The organism is Cryobacterium sp. AP23, assembly GCF_054075385.1.
This window is the reverse complement of record NZ_CM133415.1, coordinates 1,892,851-1,912,618: the sequence shown is the minus strand read 5'-3', so window position 1 is coordinate 1,912,618 and position 19,768 is coordinate 1,892,851. Positions and strand designations below refer to the sequence as shown.

Here is a 19,768-nt window from a genome sequence, read left to right as displayed (position 1 = left end):
CGCTGTGTCCCATAGGACTAACCCTATTGCCCGTCGAAAGCTCCTCGATTCCACCGCATCCGTAGGTGGCCATTGAGGCGCGGACTGCGTTGAGCTGGGGTACTCCGGAGCGGCAGACGGGATAATCGCGCCACGGACCTCGATTGTGCAATATCGTGAGAGCGACCGCAGCGATCCGATTGTGTTCAGAACCACGGTGGGGGCGCGCGCGCATGACAAGACGATCTAAAATCCTGGCGCCAACGAAACCCCAAACGAATGTGCGCCGGGACATTCAGGGGTTGCGCGCATTTGCAGTGCTGGCCGTTATCGCAGACCACCTTCTCGGGTACCCCGCGGGCGGATTTATCGGAGTTGACATGTTTTTCGTCATCTCAGGGTTCATCATTACCTCGGCGTTGCTCCGAGAACATCAATGGAATGGTCGGATTTCTTTCGCTGACTTCTATCGTCGACGAGCTCGGCGAATCTTTCCCGTTTCAACGCTCGTGCTTGTCGCGACGGTGGCCGCCAGCTACTTGGTTTTTCGTCCAGGTGCGGCCCTCAGCATCCTCACTGATGGTGTCGCCGCATTCCTCTTCTCCGCAAACTGGCGTTTCGCCGTAACTGGGACCGATTACTGGGCTGCCGATGGCGCTCTTTCTCCATTGCAGCATTACTGGTCCCTGGCAGTTGAAGAACAGTTCTACTTCGTGTGGCCACTTCTGATCGTTCTTGCGTTGGTGATAGCGCCCAAGATTCTCCATATTCGGGACCCACGGCGAGTTCTTACGACCGTGCTTATTGCGCTAATCGGGATCTCATTCGCCTGGGCTCTCTTTGATACAGCACAAAACCCCGCTTGGGCGTATTTCTCCACATTCTCCCGAGCATGGGAATTGGGCCTGGGTGCATTGGTAGCCGTGGGCGCTCCGCTCTTCGGACACATACCCGACCGTCTGCGCCCGTGGTTGGCCTGGCTCGGCATCGCAGGCGCATTGGCGAGCTTGTCCCTTATCGACAGTGGTTCAGGTATCCCGGCCCCCGGCGTAGTTCTTCCGGTCCTTTCCGTCGGCCTGGTGATAGCTGCTGGGACGGGCGGCCCTTCGAAGTTCCTCTGGCCACTCACAAACAAGCTGAGCCAATATGCGGGAAACCTGTCCTTCTCGCTCTACCTGTGGCATTTCCCGGTGATTGTGCTCCTCGAGCCTTTCTTTTCGAACGGCGGCAGGCTGTACACAGGTCTAGTACTCATGATCACAGCGATTCTCTCGATGCTCTCCTACCACCTGGTAGAGAATCCAGTTCGCAAGTCGGGCTGGCTTGAGCGTAAATCGAGCGGTCGAACGGTCCATCCCGGCTTTATGGTGGTTGGCGCGGCAGCCCTCGTCGGCGCACTTGTCATTGGCACTATTGCTATTCAGCCAACCGTACGAGCCGACGCGGGCGTCAATGACGCAACGGGCCAGTGGACGGATCAGACCTCTCTTACCCTGGCTATTGACGAGGCGTTGAAGGCTGAGCAATGGCCCGACCTGTATCCGTCGATTGACTCCGTCAAATCGGAAGGCGCTCCAATGGAGGACCGGCAAGGCTGCAGCCACGTAGTGGTTGAGAATCCCGACTCGTGCAACTTCCCGTCGCCGGGTGCGACCAAATCTGCGGTTGTGCTCGGAGATTCCACCGGTATCACGCTGTTGCCCACAGTAAGGGGTGCTCTCGGCGATGAATACAACGTACGCGGACTAACTATGGCAGCGTGTGTGAACCTCGACGTAAAGATCAATTTCGAGAACAAAGAAACTGAAGAAGCGTGCGGCGAACACAAAACGAACGCGGTGGCCGAAATCATTCGAACCCAACCGGACCTCGTATTTATTTCGACGATGTACGGATATATCGACAACATGGCGTCTGGAACATCAGGGCCTTCCGGTGGTGCCGAGTGGGAAGCTGGGACGATATCCCTCATCGAAAAGTTGCGCCCGAGCGGAGCTCAGGTCGTACTCGTCGGGTCTCCTCCGCGGGGCCCATCGATCACATCATGCGCGACCAAAGTGAGCACGCCAGTTGACTGCACAGGCTCGGTCGACACCTCGTACCGCGTTGTGACCGAGGCAAATGAGGCCGCTGCGGCAAGCGCAGGAGCGGGCTTTATCAACACTCGTTCATGGTTCTGCAACGACTGGGATGAGTGCCCGTTGTTCGTGGCGGATACCCCGGTCAAGAGAGACGTAGTGCACACCACCCGGCAATATGCGGAGAAGGTTGTGCCGTTGTTCAAGGAGGAGCTGGCGCGCATTCTTGTCACCGGGTAGCCGTGAGCGGCCGAACCTCCGGGTGCGGCAGGCGCTCTCAGCGGTCAGGTCGGCCTATTCAGGTACGAGCGACAGGAGAATCCGCTCCGGGCTTTACTTAGCGCCGATGCGGGCAGTGTTAGACCATCTACCGTCTGCGCGTTATGCGATTCCGGATTGGAATCGCGAGCTGTCGCAAGACCATCCGATTGTCGTGCCCGGCAAATGCCCACAGCAGGACGGCATACACCGCAACTCCGGCGGCACCGACGGGCACGGCAAAGGTCCAGAATGCGTGTTCTCCGTCCGCCCACGCGGTTAGTTGCAGGAATGCGATCGCTATGACCACTGGGATCATCGCAAAGACACAACGGAATACCTGCCCGAGGTACTTCCAAACGGGAAGCCCGATCAGACGGTGGAGAGCCCAGATGCGGACCGGCCAGGTCGCAATCCGCGACCAACGCGAAAACGCCACGCCGAAAATTCCGAACGGGACGAAAGCGAATACGAGAAGAACTCCCACGATGTTCTGAAGCACGGCCACCCACAGTGCGACGTTAGCTCGCCCAATTGCGAGGAAGGCACTGCGGTCAAAGTACATCACGGCCCCGAATGCCCAGCCGCCCGCGAGGATCCACATGATGGGTACCGTCTCGTCCCATCCGGCCCCAAAGGCGAAGGGGACGATCTGAGCTGCGAGCACCGCGACGAGACCGAACATTGGCACGCCGATAGCGGCGGATGCGAATGTCATCTGGAGGAATATGCGGTTTAGCCGTGGCAGGTCGTCCTGCACCTTCGAGAACGTGGTGAGAGTGACTTTGGACATCACGGTCGTCACCAGTTCGATGAGGATCGTTCCAATGCGCTGAGCGAGGTAGTAGTAGCCCAGCTCCTGAGCACTGAAGAATGCACCGACAATTAGCTTGTCTATGTTCTGCTGGAGAGCATCCAAGAGCCCGATCCCCACGATGCGGACTCCCATAGTCCACATAGATTTCAAGGACGAGAACGAGAATTCCCACTTCGGACGCCACGTCGTGGCAGACCACAGTACGACCACCGATGCGGTGTTCGTTACGAGAGCCTGTGCGACGAGAGCCCAGACACCGCCTCCGCTGAACGCGATCGGAATTGCCACGGCCGCGCCACAGAGTGCACCGATGACTTGCCTGATGGCAAGTGACCTGAAGCCAAATGACCGCTCGAGGAGCGCAGCTGGAACCTGCGCCAGCGACGAGATGGGCAGGCCAAGTCCCATGACACGCAAGACACCCGTGAGGTCCGGCTCACCGAACATCCCGGCAAGGAGTGGGGCCGTGAAGAACAGCGCGGCGTAGAGGACGACGCTGAGGGTGACTGACGTCCAGAACGCCGTGGACGAGTCCTTTGGGGAGAGCTCCTTTTTTTGGACCAGGACGGTTACGAACCCCGCCTCAACGAAGACTTGCAGGATCGCGGTCACGACTGTTGCCATGGCAACAAGCCCGAAATCTTCAGGCGAGAGGAGGCGGGTGAGTACGGCAATCACAACGAGCGCAAGTAGTCGAGACGTCCAGCGTTCGAGGACGATCCAGCCAATCGACTGAGTGGCTTTTCGGCGGAGGCCGTCGTCGCCAGTCATCAGTTGTTACTGTGGGCGCCGTGAATCTGGCGACTCACGATCGAGATCTCGTTGCAGCCAAACGCCTCGCGACGCGATGGCCGAGCTGCGCCACTTCTTCCCACACGGCGCGGGGACCGACGGCCGACCATAGGGTCGATACGCGCCCACGCGTGGGACGAAGTCCAAATTCGCGTTGGATCTTCGCGTTGAGGGGACGGGCAAGCCCGGGGAGCGTCTTACCTGAGTGGTTCTCACCAGTGTCGACATGATAGACAGCGGCCGGATACGGAAAGGGCTCCAGATCCCGGCCATGCGCGCGAAACCATGCCTCAGCGTTCCTGTGCGCACCCATTATCGCCGTCAGGCGTTCTCCGTAAGCGGCGGCTACCTGGTCCTGCGTCGCAGAGACGGGAAGATCGGCGGGCACGCCGTAGGCGTCAAAGGGGATGATGAAGGACGTGCCGCAGGCTCGATTGAACTCCCGTTGCGGAACATAAGAATTCCGCGCCCGGGAGTACATCCACCCCTCTTGCACGACCCAGCCATTATGTCCCGGGTTCTCGTGAATGGTGCCGGCAAGATCGCGGTGCACGAAGTCGTCGGCGTCAAAGCTCATCACGTGTGTCGGGGCGAACGGCAACGCCGCAATCAAGCCAATGCCGAGCTTTGTACCCTTGTCCCACACGAAAGGTTCACGTGCAGTGCGCGCGCCAGTCGGCGGTGCCGGCGGCGGGAAGGATACCTGCACGAAATGGGCCTGTTCCGGTAACGGGAAGTCTGGCCGCTTGTTCCCAACGATGATGATGACGTAGTCCTCGGAGGACTGCTGCGCCACCGACTTTAACGTGGCTTCTAGGAGGGCCTCTACCCGGCCGTAGTCCACTGAATTTTGTGGGTGCCGAAGCGTGGTGATAAACGCCAGCATCAGGGGGCCGTCAGTTCTTCGACATAGTGACGCGCGACTTCGGTGTCCGTGGCATATTTCGCCGTCGTGAACTTTCCGGTGTAGTCCTCGAACACAGCCCCGATTTTCCGGTAGTTGTTGTCCAAGGCCACATGGTCGATACCGAGAAGAATCGCCAGCACGTGGGCATGCAGCCGATCGACGACAACAACCCGCGCTGGAGCGTACAGGCGAAGCGCGCCCGCAATATTAATGTCATTCAGGGAAACGATCAGTCGCTGTACGGCCCACTGCGGGTAGATCGGAATCAACCTAATCCGGCGGTGATATCGCACCAGGCGATGGTGAAGCTTCATTGCCCTGCGAGCGAATTTCCATCGCACAGCCAGCCACCCCTCGCTATGCCAGTCCGTGTTTGTGGCGTCGAGCCCGGGCACCCAACCGTCACCAACTGTGTGGAGCCCGGACATCGCTTCTTTGTCCTGGCGAGCGATGATCAGGAGAGACTTGTTCGAGGGCGCACGCGTAGCGGCGGGAGGCTCATAACCGAGAGCCATGTCGTAGCAGAAGATCGGCGTCAGGCTGGGCAGAAGGTCTTTCGCGCGCTCGATTGACAGAGAATCACGCAGTAGGAGATGAAAATCTGGGTGAGCGCCGATAATCTCGTTCGCCTGAGCTGCACGCTCAGGTGATTGAAAATAGATCGACTGGGGCAGTTGCACGAGTCGATAGTCGGGAAGATCCTTGGCGATCTGTTCCCGGTGATTTTGGTGCCCAGTCCACAGATCACCGAAATTGCCCCCGCCGTGGAGCAGTACGACACCGGAAGGCATTGCTCGACGCAACTCTGCGGGATCGTAGGTATTCAGGTCAGACACGTACCTCAGTCTGAGACCCATTCGGCGGAGGTACGCCATCTCCCCAGCCCAGATCAGGGAATCGCCCACGTTCGTTTGATTGGGTGCGTCTAGGAGTGCGACGTCTATGACATCGCCGATCGCCCCGCGCAAGGTAACCTCCGTTGAAGCCCTGAGGCCGCGAAGATATTCCGAATCGATGTCGCTTAACAGCACACTTTCCTATCCCTAAACGGAGCATTTCAACCAACGCACATCACAATCGGCGGCCGTCTATACGAGGTTGCCGAGCGGAGCCTGCATGTCCCGCAAGGGAACCCGCGCGTGGCTCATCCACGATCTTGTGAATCGGATGCGCATCGCCAATCCTACTGACGCCGGTTCTTTTGCTGAAACCGCGGGAACATTGGGCGATATGTCGGCTCTACGAGCGACGAGCCCGATCCCAGAGATCGAACGGGAATGCGCCTAGCAGGGCGGTGGGGTCAAAGTCCATGGGTTCAGCTCCGCCTAACTGGAGGGCTTCGTCGACGCTCAACGCGGTCCGTGGCATGGCGCGCCCAGTCCCGAGATAATAGTCTTCATACTTAAATTCGGACTCGTGTCCCGAGCCGATAAGCCGGGCAGGGACACCGAATGACTCTGCGACGACTATTCCGTGGAGGGACGATCCCACTACAAGGTCGCTCGCGGCGATGCGCCGAATGCAATCTGCCAGGGGTGTCCGCGGGTCGAGGACGTTCTCCACACGTGTGTATTTGGGAAGGTCGTTGAGGTTCGGCACGATCGTCACGGCATGCTTTTTCTGACCTGGAACCGGCGACAGCTCGGGGAAGAACTGTGCAGTTAGAACTCCGGGGTCGCCGAAGATCGTTGGAACAGCTATGCCGCGGCCTTCAAGAAATTTGGCCGTTAGCGGCCCGCGCACTGCCCTGACATCCAGCTCAGAGAAATGGTGTGTGGCGTTGGTCTCCTTGCCGTTGCGACCGGTACCCCAGACGGTGTCACCGTCACCTGCGAAGTGCAACACAGAACCAATGCTGAAGAGACGCGAGGACACATGAGCGCCGCCGAGGTCGACTCCTTCGCTCGCTAGCACTCTCTTTACAATTTCTGGTCCGAGCAAATCACCGAAGTTATTTACCGGAGCCCCGGAGTATCCGGCCCTGGCGAGGCGGCGGCCCAGTAATCCCGGCAGTAGCGGGCGACCAGGATTCCAGGAATACAGCTCAATCAAGTAACTTGCCTTTCGTACGAGCAGATTCCGATGGTAATCACCGAAGCCACAATTGGATTCAAATTCCCACAATACAACGTCGTTTTCACCGCCCTACCCTTTGCGACCGCCGTGCATGCCGCTTGTCGTTCTGATCGGATTCCAGCCGCGGCGAGGGCAACCGAGGAAGACAGACGACCCGCGGAGAGGACGCGCTGCTTTCACTGAGAGACTGAGTACTCCAGTGATGTGTGCCCGCGGGGCTGCAGAGAGATGAGGCTCAGGTGAAGGACACTGTCCGGGTGCTGTTCGACACTAGACAAGCGAACTGGAAAGACAACCCGTACATAGACTTGCTGGCCCAATCCGTAGGCCCCGATGTTGTGATTGTCGGTTTTACCTGGCGCACCCTATTAACGGGGTCCTTTGACGCGTTTCATGTCCACTGGCCCGAACATCTGATCACGCAACCAACGTTGGCGCGGCGGCTAGTTGTACGAGCCTTGTTCTTCCTGGCACTCATCCGATTGCGGTTCAAGCGTGTTCCTGTCGTTCGAACCATGCACAACAAGAACGCCCATTTTCGCGTGGCGTCGGTAGACAAGGCACTCCTCCAGCACTTCGAAAAGCTGGTCTCGGCGCGAATTTGGCTCTCAGAGCGTGAGGACGAAGACGGCGTACGCAGCGACGCAGACGTAGTCATCCCACACAGCGACTATGTTCCATGGCTAGAAGCGCTCGGCGCCCAGGAAAGGCCCCCGGGAGGTATCAACCAGATACTTTGCTTCGGAGTCATCCGTCGGTACAAGCGCTTCGAGGAAGTCGCACACGCTGCGGTCGCGCTTGGCTATCCACATCTGACGATTGCCGGAGCCCCGTCTGAATCGGATTATGCCGCAGAGCTTCTGTCGATCGCAAAGGCGCATCCGTCCCAACTGAGCGTCTTTCCCCAACGACTGGATTCTCAAGAACTAGTCGAGAAGATCCAGGCCGCCAACCTTGTCGTTGTGCCCTATGCGGACCTCTATAACTCAGGTGTGGTTCTCTTGGCGCTCTCGCTACAGCGTCCTGTGGCATTGCGCGAGAGCCCGGCGTCGAGAGCTCTTGCTGCCGAGTATGGAGACTTTTGGATTCGACGGTATCCAGGGGAACTAACTTCAACGTCATTGGACAACCTGATCGCAAAACCTGCGGCCGTGCAAGGTCGAGCATTCTCAGAACGGCGACTATGGAGTTTCGCTGCTCAAGAACATCGTGCTCTGTATCGGCGCGTTACTCATCGGGCCGTCTGACGCGTCTGACGCGTCTGACGCGTCTTTCGGGCTCCTCGGCACCCGCTGGCGGCTTGGTAGGGGGCAGGTACACCGAGTTCTGCAGCATGCGTGCCTAGGCGGCGTCCTAGAGGGAGAGGCAGAACTTCTCGACTTCGTCGGCCTTTGCTGACCAATCCTGAAGCCGGGCGGCGTGGACACCTGCCGTGTTTGCGACCTCGCTAAGGTGATCTCTCGCGTAGATACGAGCGCCGTCCTCGGCGGTCCGGTAGGTGCTCACACCGGGGAGGTTGCGTGCAGCAATCACAGGGGTTTCCCTAGAAACTACCTGAAGGCCTGCCGCAAGGTATTCAAAAAGCTTCATGGGGCTACGGCCCCGGTTGCTCGGGGAATCTGAGAGCGGCAAAAGGCCGACTCGCGCGCGAGCCAGGAGCGCAGGAACGTCCGCGTAGGGGACAGAGCCCAGAAGCTCAACATTGGATGGAAGACCAGGAGGGGCGGAATCGGCTGGTCCAGCCAGTCGTACCGGTGCGTCCGGCACGGCGAGAGCGAACTGCCGGATCGCGTCCCAGTCGAACCGCTCGTCCAGTGCGCCTACATACACCGCTCCTGATCGGTCCTCAGAGAGGGGGGCGGCGAATCGACCAAATTCAACCCCGTTCTCGATCGTCATCCGAGGTATTTGTCTGTCTAAAGGCAGGGAGTGCAGGACCTCATCTGAAGTGGCGATCACCCCAGCAGCGATTCTCAGGAGCGCGCGCTGCTTCACGGCAGCGGCGCCATTCAGATACAAATCGGTCGGCCTGTACACGACCGTGTCCGCAAAGCGAGTGAGCGGACCCGCACTCATCAGCGGCTGGTCAACGAGCATGAAGCGGGCTCCGAGGAATCCGGAGTCCATTAGCGCAGCCTTGAGGTATCGTGACGTGGAAAATCGCGCAGGAAGAATCGTCCGTGGCACCAGTTGGAGCACGCCGTATTCGTCACGCTGGGCGCCCAGGAGAGACTGCTCTTTTCGGCCGTCCGCCCCCTTCCTGAGGGCTGCGTGAGCCGTCGAGAATGGCGTCGACACGTGAGCAACGTTGTATCCGCGAATCGACAGTTCGCGAGCCAAATGATGGCTGCCGACCCTGAAGATGCCGCCGGCATGAGTGTGGCTGATGAAAACTACCCGGTTGTCCATTGCGCCGCTCACTAGAGGCGCCCGGCTGTTTCGGTGGACTCAGAGTGCCGGACGGCGTCGGCCCGGTGCCGGGCTGCGGGCAGACCGTCGCCGTCCTCGGCCAGTGCGTCGCTGGTTGTTTCCGCAGCGTAAGCGCGTGGCCCTGGCGCAAACGGCCGCACCCTCAGTCGCGGCCAGCGGCCAAGGATCGACTCGGCGGCCAGCGAGAAGACGAGACCTGCCGCAGTAGCAAGCAAGAGGAACACCAGGATGCCCTGGTTGAACAGGAAGATCCTCCAGTACTCAGCGAAGCCATACAACAGGACGGCTGCGAGTATCGCTACGACAGATCGATACCGAGCGAATACACCGAAGCCGAATGCTGCCACCGCGAGAACCAGGAGGGTATAAATTACGCCCCACCACCCGTACTTCACGTACGTATCTGCGAACGCGGAGTTGGTCGTGAGGTTGTCCGCAACACTGACGGCTCCATAGCGCTGATCCTTCGTGCCGGTGCCCAGGTTCACCTTCTCGAAATCGACGAACGTCGGGGCGACCGCCTGCAGCGAGAGCAATGGATCGCCGGACACCGCCAACTTCCCCGTCGAAATCTGCTCGGAGACGCCGAGGGACACCTGAATAGGCGTCCCCAAGTACGCCGCAAGCTGGTAGGCATTCATCTCTATCGCGTTCTCTACGCCGTGACGTTCGTAGTAGCCCGCATTGCGCGCGTAATTGAACGCCGTCAGACCTCCGAAGAGAGCAAGGAACGTCACTAGAGCGACCCACCATTTGAGACGAAAGCCGCGGTTGGTCCGCACGAACAGAAACGCATATACCAGCAGCGCGAGAATGAGCGACAGACGAGAGGCCAGCGCAACGTTGGCCAGCAGGAGCAGGACGTTCCAAATGACTACAGGGAGCGGGGCGTTCTTTCGCTGCCAGAGGTAGACGCCAACCGGCGCGGCCAGGGCAGTGGCGTAGCGGAGGGTGGCTATACCGGTTCCCTCGGGGAGCGCGTGCGCGAGATTGTTGAACGTGCGAGTTTGAATCGCCTCCACAATGCTCACGTGCATCGCTATGTGCACCAGACAATAGACCATACCTACCGAGGCGACGAGTGAGATAAACCAGAAGAAGTTTCGCTCGAGCGAGACGGAACGGTCAAAAGATGACAGCCGTTCAACAGTGCGCACCTTCGTACCCAGGCGTATGCAGCCCCAGATGACGATGAAACACAGTGTGTACCAGCCGGCCAATAGAAAGGCCCCGCCAGCGCCGACGGTGCTGCGCTCGGCGAAGCCTCGAAGTTCCTCGGACTGCCCTGGGACTATCCACATGGCGAAACTGACGGCCACTGAGATGAGGAGCAGGCTGGTAGGTCGTAGAAGCCATCCGACTCGCATGTAAAGATTCCGCCGTTCAATTCGATCGACACGGGTCTAGTGACGTGCCTGCTCTTGCCGTTTCGGTCTGAATAAACCTAGCGTAGGTGCGCAGTAGTGTTGGGCAGGTGCGCATTGCTTGGAGCCGGGTCCCCCTCTTGGTGTGGGTTCGACCCGATCAACGTGGCGCTTGGAGATATTGCCGTTGAACGGCAGTAGCGATGATGGATGCCCATGAATGGTCTAATCCCATCGCAGCAATAGATAGGGACACTAATGGCGCAATTATTCGTTGATGATCGCTGGCGCGGTGAACACGGCATTGGTCGGTTCGCCACCGAGGTCGTTGCTCGGCTGGAGGTGCCATGGCTAGCTCTCGGCGGACAGGGATCGCCCACGTCAATCCTGGACGTGCTCAGCGTGCACAGGACGAAGCTTCCATCGTCCAGCGTTTTGTACAGCCCCGGGTTCAATGCGGGGTTCACGCGGGCGCGGCAGATACTGACGATTCATGACTTGATCCACCTGCAAATAGCATCGGAGAAGTCATTCGCCAAGGCGCTCTATTACAACGCTGTCGTTAAGCGGGCCATCAAGCGAGCGGGAGTCGTGATGACTGTTTCTACTACGTCAGCTCGCGCGATCGCCGATTGGATGGGGGCGGCAGACGTCGAGATTGTGGTCGTGGGTTGTGGTCGTTCGCGGGCCTTCGCTGTTGAGGGCCCAAAGGCTACCTTCGACCGACCGACGTTCCTCTACGTGGGTAACTTGAAACCGCACAAGAACGTAGATGTCCTATTCAATGCGCTGGCCCTTCGCCCGGAGTACAACCTCATTGTGGTGACGTCAGATGTTGAGCAGGCAGAGTCGGCTGTGTCGAAAGCCGGTCTCGGCGATCGGGTGAGCATCCGAACAGGTGTGAGCGATGACGAATTGGCGTCGCTGTACCGGGGAGCTGCGGGTGCCCTGCAGCCGTCAATCTTGGAAGGCTTTGGCCTGCCAGCGTTGGAGGCAATGGCGTGCGGAACTCGTGTCGCCTCGTGGACTGGTTGCGAGAGCGTGCAAGAAATTCGGTCTGACACGGGCGTCACCGTTGAATCAGCCACGAGCGCGGACGAATGGGCGCGATCGATGGATTCCTTGGTGGAACAGGCGGAAGCCGGACCGTTGGCTATGCCGGCGGCATGGAATGAGTTGTACAGCTGGGACGGCGTGGGGGAGCGAGTGTCCGCGGTCATAAGTCGCGCGTGACGCTTTCCGTAGCAGCACAGAAGAAGGGCCCGTACTAGTTAGCACGGGCCCTTCTTCTGTGTCTGCTTGTGGCTAGCCAACCACCTGCAGGTCGGAAACGTCTCCGTCTAGGTAGCGCGGGTGGCCATCGACCTGAACCGTGATGCGTCCGTCAACGGGCTCCAGAGTGGTGGTCGCGCCGAACTGGTCCGTAACAGTGATGTCGGTTGTTGCCGCGTATGTGAGTGTCTTGGCCGTTGTAGCCCACGCGACCCGTGTGACCGCGGCGCCGCTCCCAAAGACGTACGAATACACCGATGTGTCAGCCTGCTCGTCGCGCGACGTGAACGGCTTTCCGGAAACTTCACGGATTAGCACAGCCTGCGCCACCGCCGAGGGCTTGGGCGCAAAGAGAGGCACTTCTTCGGTCACCTGACGAACGAGCCCGAAGTTGCCCTCATGGTGGGCGAGGTCGTTCTGGTCGTTGACGAGGTCGTACCAGAAGAACTTCTCAACGCCGTTTGCCAGGGAGATTGCCTGTGCCCGCACAAGGTTGTCGGCCTGCTCTTGCTCGGTGTATCCGGCGGTTGACCAGCCCAATTCACTGATCCAAATGGGCTTGGCAATGCCGTTGTTGTATTCCTTCATCTTGGCGACCTGGTTCTGAAGGGACGCCTCGAGGAACTCAGGCCCGATGCCGGGTCCGTAGTCGTACGGGTGCCAACTGACCGCGTCGAGGTAGTTGAGCCCGCCAGCCTGATACAACTCTGTCAGAAAAACGTCATCTGTGCGGGCGATCGACGGGCCGACGATAAGGGTTTCAGGGTGATCCGCCTTCACTCGCTCGGCGGTGGCCTTGAGCAGGGGCACGTAACACGCCGCCGTGGGCCCGCACGCACCTTTGTTCATCGGCGGGTTGTTGAACTCGTTATAAACCTCTACTGCCGGAGACCCGTAGTGGCTCACGACGGCATTGGTGAATTCGGCGTACGCCGCCAGCCCTTCAGGGGTGCTAGGGGTCTTGTTGTTGTCATACAACTTGTTCTTATAGACGCTAAGCGGCAGGAGACCCACTCCATTTGCTGCGTAATCCTGGATCATGCTCTCCTCGACGTCGGGGAATAAGTACTCGCCCTGTCGCTTCTCAATCAGGTGCCAGAGCGTATCTGTCCGAACAGTCCCGAAGCCTATTTCGCTGGCTACGCGCCCCGAATTGAGATAGGCCGGTGCGAGGTGCACGCCGACACCGAACCTTTCGTCGGTCGCGGAGGCGCCCTTAGCGACAGGGTCGACAATGGCAAGCGAAGTCTGGATGTTGTCTGAACCGTTGTCGTTGTTCACGATGTCGATCGAGTAGTACCCGGGATCAAGATCCTGCAGAGAAACCACGGCAAGTCCGGGCTGCAGATCGAGGGTTCCCGTGCTGACAGACGCGCCGGTTTCGTCGGTAACCGTCCAAGACGCGCCGGGAACGCGCCAGGACACACCCAGTGTCGCCGCGGAGCCAGTCTCCAGCATCAGTGAGGCGTTTGTGATGCGTGGGTTATCGGCGGAAAATGCCTCGAACGAGGGGTTGGCTAGCAGATTGTCCGCTGCTCCGGCCGCGGTCATGGTCAGCTTGTCCAGAGCAATGTCGGTGACGGGGCCGACGGTAAGAAGACTGACAGGCGTCTCCGTTTCGGCGGCACCCGTTGTGTACTTCCAGGTCTGTTCCGTCCACGCACCGCTCGTGCTTGTGAAGTCGTATCGGCCCTGACCCTCTGATCCCATGAAGACGGCCAGTTGAGGCTTCGCCTTCGCGTTCGGGGTCCCCTGGATAGATGCGGTGAACGTATAGGTAGTGGACGGTGTGACTGCGACCGTCTGGCTCAGTGCGCGGCGGGTCGGGTTGTCGGCCGGATTCGTACTCGCGATTCGCAGAGCAATGGCACCATCTGCCGCATCGCCGGCCTCAGCGGTGAAGGTGGATGCCACGTCCGCTTCGTTGTCCTGCGACCAGCCGTCGAACGACGCGGTTGCGTCAGCGGTCGGCAGCGCGGCGGGCTCCGGCGTCGGCGTCGGGGTGGGTGTCGGCGTGGCTGTGGCGCTCGGTGTCGAGGTCGGGGCAACAGCGGCCGGTTCTGAATCGGGCGCGAAGGCAAAAGCGGCGACGGTCGCTCCACAGGCGAGGACGACAACGACGCCTGCGGCCGTGATCACCCGCCAGCGAGGTTGGGCGCGGAGGCGTTTGAGGATTGTCATGAGTCTCCAGGAAGGGGTTGAAATCGGAGTAGAGCGAGGCTAGGCGGGGCGACGCCTGCGGGTGCCGCCCCGGAGAGTTAGGCGTGAACTTCGGTGTCGACCCAGGTGCGCAGGGACGAGCGGAAAACTGACTTGTCGAATTGCCAGGCGCGAGCGATGGCGTCCTCCGGGCGTAAGGTGGCGGCCAGGGCCACAGCCTCACGGCCAGCCTCTCCGGCGAAGTCGCCGAGATGCACACCCGTGACCCCGTCGACGACGGACTCGGCCGCGCCTCCGAAGTCGCGGGCGATCACCGGCGTACCGGTGGCCATGGCCTCGACCGGCATGATGCCGAAGTCTTCGATGGCTGGGAACACGTAGGCCAGCGCGCGTCTATAGAGGGAGCTCAGGAGTGCCCGCGAGGGTTTGATCACGAAGGTCACTTGACCGGGGTGCTGGTCGGCCAAGGCCTGCAGCTCGGGCAGGGACGGTCCGTCGCCGGCCAGCACCACCGGGGTGTCGGATGCGACGCCAAGCGCGACCACCAGGTCGAGGCGCTTATAAGGAATGAAGCGGGAGGCGCCGAGGAGGAACGTGTCGGGGAGTGCCGCGAGGATCTGCTCTTCGTCTGCCGTGAGGTGGGCGGCAGGGTCGTCGGCGAAGGCCTGGACGTCAACCGGCGGGTGGATGACGACGCTGTCGCGGTGCCAGCAGTCCTGGATGCGCTTGCGCACGAATTCGCTGTTCGCCGCGATGGCCTGGGCTTCCTGCGCCCGCGCGCGGTCGAGCCGTTGCAAAGGCATCCGCACGGCTTTTGCCAGCACATTGTTGCCGCGGGCGTCGAGCTCCGGGGTCCAGATGTACCGTGCGGGAGTGTGGGCGTAGACGAGCTTGGGAACATCGCGCGCCGGGCCGGCGAAGCGGGCATGGTGGGAGAAGAGGTGCGAGCTGCACAGGATCCATTCGGCGTCGTTGCTGCCTAAGTGGCGCCAAGTGGTCGGCATGAAGGGAAGGGCGAGAGCTTTCGACTTTCGGAGCGGCGTGCGCGCCAACCAGGTTTCTGCAACGTTCAGGTCGGTGAACCGCTGCGGAGCGTCATTCCAGAGCGATTGCAGCTGGGCGTCCGGAAAGGTCGCGACGATTTCCTCGACGACGTTTTCGGAACCTCCTCGCTTGGCTAACCATTCATGAACGACGATGCCTGACATATGGTGTTCCCCCGGGAGTATCTCGGCTGCCTTGATGTCCAAGGAACCATCTGAATCAGCCTACGTTATCGAGACTGTGGCGCCGGGCGAAGCCGGATGGCTTACTGGGGATTGGCAGGTGCCCCCGTCTACGATGGCGGGATGGAGCAACAGACGATGACGGACAAGGGCCCGCCCAAGAGCAGGGTGCGGCAGCAATTGGGTCTGGCACTGGTCATGGCGTACGGGCTGATCGTCATCTTGGCGACGATGTGGCCGACGCCTCTGGACCAGGGCTTCGCCTCGTCGATCAACCGGCTCCTCGATGTGCTGCATCGAAACGGCATCCCCGAGTGGTTCGGCTACACCAAGCTAGAGTTCACGGCGAATGTTTTGATGTTCGTACCGCTCGGTTTTCTAGTGAGCATGTTGCTGCCGGTGCGCGTGTGGTGGCTGGCGCTTATCATCTGCCCCGGGCTTTCCATCGCCATCGAACTCACGCAGGCATATGCCCTCAGCGCGCGGTTCGCTACTATTTCCGACGTCGCCTCAAACTCCATCGGTGCCCTCATCGGCGCATTGCTTGCAGTCGTGATACGAGCCGCAATCTATGACCGTGACGAGAAAATCATTGCCCGCCGCCTTTGGGAGATGGGTCTCACCCGCTAGCGGGCAGGACCGCTATCCGCACTTCGGGTCAGTGATCGTGACGTCCGTGGCGCGGATCATGGGAGTGCCCCGGACAGCCAGAGGACCGAGATCCGTGGACTCGATCGTGAACGCCACGGTCACGGTCGTTGTCTCTCCGGGGGCGAGGTCTGCAACGATCGGGGCGACAGGCCTGCCGAGGTCCGTTGCCCCGTCCCTGATGGTGGTTTCTTCTCCCTCGGCATCGACCTGCGCTCCGGCCAGGGTTGCGCCGACCGGACCATAGACGTAGACCTCGGTCCGGAACTTTTCCCATCCAAAGTTTTTGCTATTGACGTACTGGGGCAGATCCCTGGCTTCCTTATCCGTGAGCGTGGAATGAAGCGTCACAGAGGTGGTGAATGTGGTCGATCCGGGTACCGAGCACCTGTCGCTCGTTGTTTGCGTGGCCGTCTCGAGGTAATAGTCGATCTTCGACGCCGACGTATCGCGGTAATAGACCCCCACAACGGTCTCGTCGTTGTTGGAAGTCGGCAGAATGCCTTGCAGACGGGTACCGTCCAGGCGGGCCTGTGCTTCTGCATCCGAGTTCCACATCAGGATGCTGCCCTTCTCAATGCCGGTAGACACTGAGCTCAGCATCGTTATGAGGTCGAATTCCCCACTCGTGACCTTGGTGAGGACTGACGATGCGGCCTCTGCGAAAAAGGCATCCGCCTTCGGGGCATCTTCATTGTCCGGGTAGCGCTTGTAAATCCCGTTGGTGAGCAGCCCCACTGCGTTCTTGTCTGAAAGTTCGTCACCTGACGCGAGGGTGATAGGTCCGGTCGCTTTGAGCACGAGTGCCAAAGCAAGGGGGTCAACCGAAATCACGCCGTCGACACTGACTCCGAGATCACGCTCCCAGAAAGCGCTGATGGTCCTGGCCGCGGTCGGAAAGTCCGGCCGGCTAGTAGACGTGTTGATGTGGTCAATGAGGTAGTTGCTGTAGAGACCCAGTGCGCTCTGGTCGACTTCAACGTCGACTGGGACCCCTTCCACGAAATCCCCGCTGTTCGCCTGAGCGGTGACGCTTATCGCGCCGTTTTCGGCGTGGAGCAGAGTGTATGACGCGGCGCTGCCGCCGAGCGCAGTGCTTTCCGCGTTGTTCTGAAAAGCCAGTAGGAGGTCCCGCGGACCGTCGACGCCCAGGGCAGAGCCGGCGACGTCAAGCAGAGGAGCGATATCAGTGACTGCGCCCTGGGCCGTGCCCAATAATCCACTGAGTTTGTCGACGGCGCCCGTGACAGGTCCTACCGTCGCACCGGCAGAGATGCTGTCCAGCTTGTCGAGTGAGGTCGAGAAGACCGTGTCCGCTGACGCGACGATCTTGCGCGCCTCGGTGATGGGAGCAAGGTCGAACCCGCCGGTCTCGGGATCCTTGGTCTTAATGTCAAACGAGCCGAGGACGTCAACGGCGGGTGAGGCGACCTGCACGACAATGTCGTCAATGCTCTCAGCGACGTACCGCACGGCTGTCAGGTTCTCGCCCACGACAGGCACGAATTCGGCGATACGCCAGGTGAGGTCATGAGTGCCGTTGACCGCGCTCGACGAACGAGCTTCGAGCTCGTCGCGGGTCGTAGCAAGGGCGGCGAGGTCGTACGCCTGGGCCTGATCCTGCATTTGCGTGACGAGTGACTGTGAAGCCTCCAAGTCCGTCTTCACCACCAGCGCGCGAGTCGCCAGCCAAGTTACAGCGCAGAGCACCACTATTCCGGCAACAATGAGGCCAACTTTGAGGCGTCGTTTGGTGTTGGAATTGCGTCGATCGTGGCGCGCGCCGGCGCGGGCAGAGCGCTCGGGCGCGCGACGGGAGGCTCGTGAATTCACAGGTCCACCCTAGACGAGCAATCCTGAACCGGCGCCGCCAGGCCTACCACCGCGGGCAGTAACGGCGACGCGCGGCTATGTGAAATTTCGGTGTCCAGCTTGAGATGTGGAACGATATGGGTGAACACCTACTTCCGACGGCATACAAGTGCCGCGGTTTTCGGGGGACTACTCGGGGAGATACATGGCTGTCGGCGACACACGTACGGCTGGAGTGTTACGACGCAGGTCCTGGCAACGCGCCTTTGCTGCACGTCTCTTCCTGAGCGACATCATCGTGATTTTGGCGGCGGTTTTCGGGTCGCAGTTCTTCTGGTTCGGTTTCCAGACGGTTCCCGTCGCCGCCCGCGGTGAGCTCAACGTGGGTGCGAGCTATACCCTGGTCTCGGTTGTCCTCGTCGTGGTGTGGATGCTCATGATGGACATCTACGCAACCCGCGACCACAAGGTCATCGGAAGCGGCACGCTGGAGTACAAACGTGTCGCCGATGCCACGATCCGGCTTTTCGGTATGTTCGCCATCGTTGCCTTCCTCTTCAAAATCGAGGTCGCACGCGGGTACTTCCTCACAGCACTTCCTATTGGTCTCATCCTGCTCATTGCGACGCGGTGGCGATGGCGCCAGTGGTTGCGTAAGCGCCAGGCGCGCGGATACTACCTGTCTCGGGCGCTCCTGCTGGGGGAGCGGCTGAAGTCCGCTCACGTGGCCGCGACGATCACCCGCACCGCGGGGACGGGCCTCAAGCTCGTCGGCGCGCTGACGCGTGAGGGTACTGTCTCGAAGGGTCCCGTGCACGGGGTCCCCGTGGTGGGCGACTACGACGGCCTCCTGGCCGCCGTCGACGCGACCAACGCCGACACGGTCATCCTCACCGGCGCCGACGAGATCAACCCCGAAGACATGCGCCGCGTGGGCTGGGAACTCGAAGCCCGCGACGTTGAGCTGATCGTGGCCCCGGCGCTGACCGACATCGCCGGGCCGCGCATCCACTCCCGCCCGGTCGCCGGCCTTCCGCTGATCCATGTGAGCTACCCGGCATTCGAGGGCGTGAAGCGCGTGACGAAGCGCACCTTCGACATCCTCGGATCTGCGCTGCTCATCATCATCAGCTCGCCCGGCCTGGTCTGGGTCGCTGTCATGGTCAAGCGCTCGAGTCCCGGCAACATCGTGTACCGGCAGGAGCGTATCGGCCGCCACGGCCGCACCTTCGGCATGTACAAGTTCCGCTCCATGGTGCAGGATGCCGACGACCAGCTGGAAAGCCTGCTCGACGCGCAGGGCACCTCGGACACCCCGCTGTTCAAGGTCACCAACGACCCGCGCATCACCCCCATCGGCAAGATCCTGCGGAAGTACTCCATTGACGAGCTGCCGCAGCTGTTCAACGTGTTCTTCGGCGAGATGAGCCTGGTCGGCCCCCGCCCGCAGCGCGCCGCAGAGGTCGCCCTTTACGACGACGCCGCGCACCGCCGACTGATCATGAAGCCCGGCATGAGCGGGCTCTGGCAGGTCAGCGGCCGGTCCAACCTGAGCTGGGACGACAGCATCCGCCTCGACCTCTACTACGTCGAGAACTGGTCGCTCACCACCGACATCCTCATCCTCTGGCGCACCGTTCGCGCCGTGGTCACCCCCGAGGGCGCCCACTAGGCGTTCCGCGCCCCCAGTCAGGGGCACAATCACTCAGGCGGCTCACAGGTAACACCTAGGATCAGGTGTCGGGCTCCCGAGAGACATGAGTCCCGCGCCGTCGGCATCTCAGAGGATGACGTTCGATTCTGCTGGGTGATCAGGCCGGGGGGCTCTGTGTCTGTTGTGAAGCGATGCTCGATTGTTCTCGTAGTGGTGCTGGCCGCCGCGACGTTCACTGCAGCTCCGCAGCCGGCGGCCGCAACGCCGGCAGTGCCCGCGGTGGTGACCCCTCCCA

General features: G+C 60.7%; 14 protein-coding genes. 5 read left to right on the top strand and 9 right to left on the bottom strand.

All coding sequences use genetic code 11. The features are described 5' to 3' along the window. The first annotated feature begins 212 nt into the window (after positions 1 to 212). Positions 213 to 2,297 (top strand): acyltransferase family protein, encoded by a 2,085-nt coding sequence (locus tag ACU5E9_RS09135; RefSeq protein WP_456813277.1) that lies wholly within the window; start codon positions 213 to 215, stop codon positions 2,295 to 2,297. A 127-nt stretch (positions 2,298 to 2,424) separates the two neighbouring features. Here ACU5E9_RS09135 and ACU5E9_RS09130 read toward each other — a convergent pair whose 3' ends face one another. The 4 genes from ACU5E9_RS09130 to ACU5E9_RS09115 all read right to left on the bottom strand — a co-directional run bounded on the left by ACU5E9_RS09130 (position 2,425) and on the right by ACU5E9_RS09115 (position 6,883). Then, positions 2,425 to 3,903: a lipopolysaccharide biosynthesis protein gene (locus ACU5E9_RS09130; RefSeq protein ID WP_456813276.1), complete on the bottom strand. Its 1,479-nt coding sequence runs from the start codon at positions 3,901 to 3,903 to the stop codon at positions 2,425 to 2,427. Positions 3,904 to 3,937: 34 nt separating this feature from the next. Further along, a complete protein-coding gene (locus tag ACU5E9_RS09125; RefSeq protein ID WP_456813275.1) occupies positions 3,938 to 4,720 on the bottom strand; it encodes a hypothetical protein in 783 nt (260 codons plus the stop codon). A gap of 89 nt (positions 4,721 to 4,809) precedes the next feature. After that, positions 4,810 to 5,736: a polysaccharide pyruvyl transferase family protein gene (locus ACU5E9_RS09120; RefSeq protein ID WP_456813522.1), complete on the bottom strand. Its 927-nt coding sequence runs from the start codon at positions 5,734 to 5,736 to the stop codon at positions 4,810 to 4,812. 334 nt (positions 5,737 to 6,070) lie between these two features. Then, positions 6,071 to 6,883 (bottom strand): polysaccharide pyruvyl transferase family protein, encoded by an 813-nt coding sequence (locus ACU5E9_RS09115; protein ID WP_456813274.1) that lies wholly within the window; start codon positions 6,881 to 6,883, stop codon positions 6,071 to 6,073. A 281-nt stretch (positions 6,884 to 7,164) separates the two neighbouring features. Here ACU5E9_RS09115 and ACU5E9_RS09110 point away from each other — a divergent pair, with 281 nt between their 5' ends. Continuing rightward, positions 7,165 to 8,154, top strand: a complete 990-nt coding sequence (locus ACU5E9_RS09110; RefSeq protein ID WP_456813273.1) for a hypothetical protein — start codon at positions 7,165 to 7,167, stop codon at positions 8,152 to 8,154. A gap of 106 nt (positions 8,155 to 8,260) precedes the next feature. Here the strand turns inward: ACU5E9_RS09110 and ACU5E9_RS09105 are convergent, their stop codons facing one another. Both ACU5E9_RS09105 and ACU5E9_RS09100 read right to left on the bottom strand, forming a co-directional pair. Then, positions 8,261 to 9,034 (bottom strand): glycosyltransferase family protein, encoded by a 774-nt coding sequence (locus ACU5E9_RS09105; RefSeq protein ID WP_456813272.1) that lies wholly within the window; start codon positions 9,032 to 9,034, stop codon positions 8,261 to 8,263. Positions 9,035 to 9,327: 293 nt separating this feature from the next. Then, a complete protein-coding gene (locus ACU5E9_RS09100) occupies positions 9,328 to 10,656 on the bottom strand; it encodes a hypothetical protein (protein WP_456813271.1) in 1,329 nt (442 codons plus the stop codon). Positions 10,657 to 10,959: 303 nt separating this feature from the next. Between ACU5E9_RS09100 and ACU5E9_RS09095 the strand changes: the two genes are divergently transcribed. Then, entirely contained in the window at positions 10,960 to 11,934 is a 975-nt protein-coding gene (locus tag ACU5E9_RS09095) for a glycosyltransferase family 4 protein (protein ID WP_456813270.1), read from the top strand. A 72-nt stretch (positions 11,935 to 12,006) separates the two neighbouring features. Here the strand turns inward: ACU5E9_RS09095 and ACU5E9_RS09090 are convergent, their stop codons facing one another. Both ACU5E9_RS09090 and ACU5E9_RS09085 read right to left on the bottom strand, forming a co-directional pair. Beyond that, complete coding sequence (locus ACU5E9_RS09090) at positions 12,007 to 14,154, bottom strand: glycosyl hydrolase (protein ID WP_456813269.1); 2,148 nt, start codon at positions 14,152 to 14,154, stop codon at positions 12,007 to 12,009. Between the two features lie 77 nt (positions 14,155 to 14,231). Then, on the bottom strand, positions 14,232 to 15,341 hold the full coding sequence (locus ACU5E9_RS09085) for a glycosyltransferase (RefSeq protein WP_456813268.1): 1,110 nt from the start codon (positions 15,339 to 15,341) through the stop codon (positions 14,232 to 14,234). Positions 15,342 to 15,482: 141 nt separating this feature from the next. Here ACU5E9_RS09085 and ACU5E9_RS09080 point away from each other — a divergent pair, with 141 nt between their 5' ends. Next, a complete protein-coding gene (locus ACU5E9_RS09080) occupies positions 15,483 to 15,989 on the top strand; it encodes a VanZ family protein (protein WP_456813267.1) in 507 nt (168 codons plus the stop codon). A gap of 12 nt (positions 15,990 to 16,001) precedes the next feature. Here ACU5E9_RS09080 and ACU5E9_RS09075 read toward each other — a convergent pair whose 3' ends face one another. After that, positions 16,002 to 17,840, bottom strand: coding sequence for a DUF4012 domain-containing protein (locus ACU5E9_RS09075; RefSeq protein ID WP_456813266.1), 1,839 nt, complete (start codon positions 17,838 to 17,840; stop codon positions 16,002 to 16,004). Positions 17,841 to 18,054: 214 nt separating this feature from the next. On the opposite strand from ACU5E9_RS09075, the gene ACU5E9_RS09070 reads away from it, so the two are divergent. Then, a complete protein-coding gene (locus ACU5E9_RS09070; protein WP_456813265.1) occupies positions 18,055 to 19,491 on the top strand; it encodes a sugar transferase in 1,437 nt (478 codons plus the stop codon). Positions 19,492 to 19,768 lie beyond the last annotated feature (277 nt).

Bases quoted from the DNA above. Each gene is read 5' to 3' on its own strand.
- ACU5E9_RS09080 (WP_456813267.1), top strand. From the start codon at position 15,483: ATGGAGCAACAGACGATGACGGACAAGGGCCCGCCCAAGAGCAGGGTG.
- ACU5E9_RS09095 (WP_456813270.1), top strand. From the start codon at position 10,960: ATGGCGCAATTATTCGTTGATGATCGCTGGCGCGGTGAACACGGCATT.
- ACU5E9_RS09085 (WP_456813268.1), bottom strand. From the start codon at position 15,341: ATGTCAGGCATCGTCGTTCATGAATGGTTAGCCAAGCGAGGAGGTTCC.
- ACU5E9_RS09130 (WP_456813276.1), bottom strand. From the start codon at position 3,903: ATGACTGGCGACGACGGCCTCCGCCGAAAAGCCACTCAGTCGATTGGC.
- ACU5E9_RS09090 (WP_456813269.1), bottom strand. From the start codon at position 14,154: ATGACAATCCTCAAACGCCTCCGCGCCCAACCTCGCTGGCGGGTGATC.
- ACU5E9_RS09135 (WP_456813277.1), top strand. From the start codon at position 213: ATGACAAGACGATCTAAAATCCTGGCGCCAACGAAACCCCAAACGAAT.
- ACU5E9_RS09105 (WP_456813272.1), bottom strand. From the start codon at position 9,034: ATGGACTCCGGATTCCTCGGAGCCCGCTTCATGCTCGTTGACCAGCCG.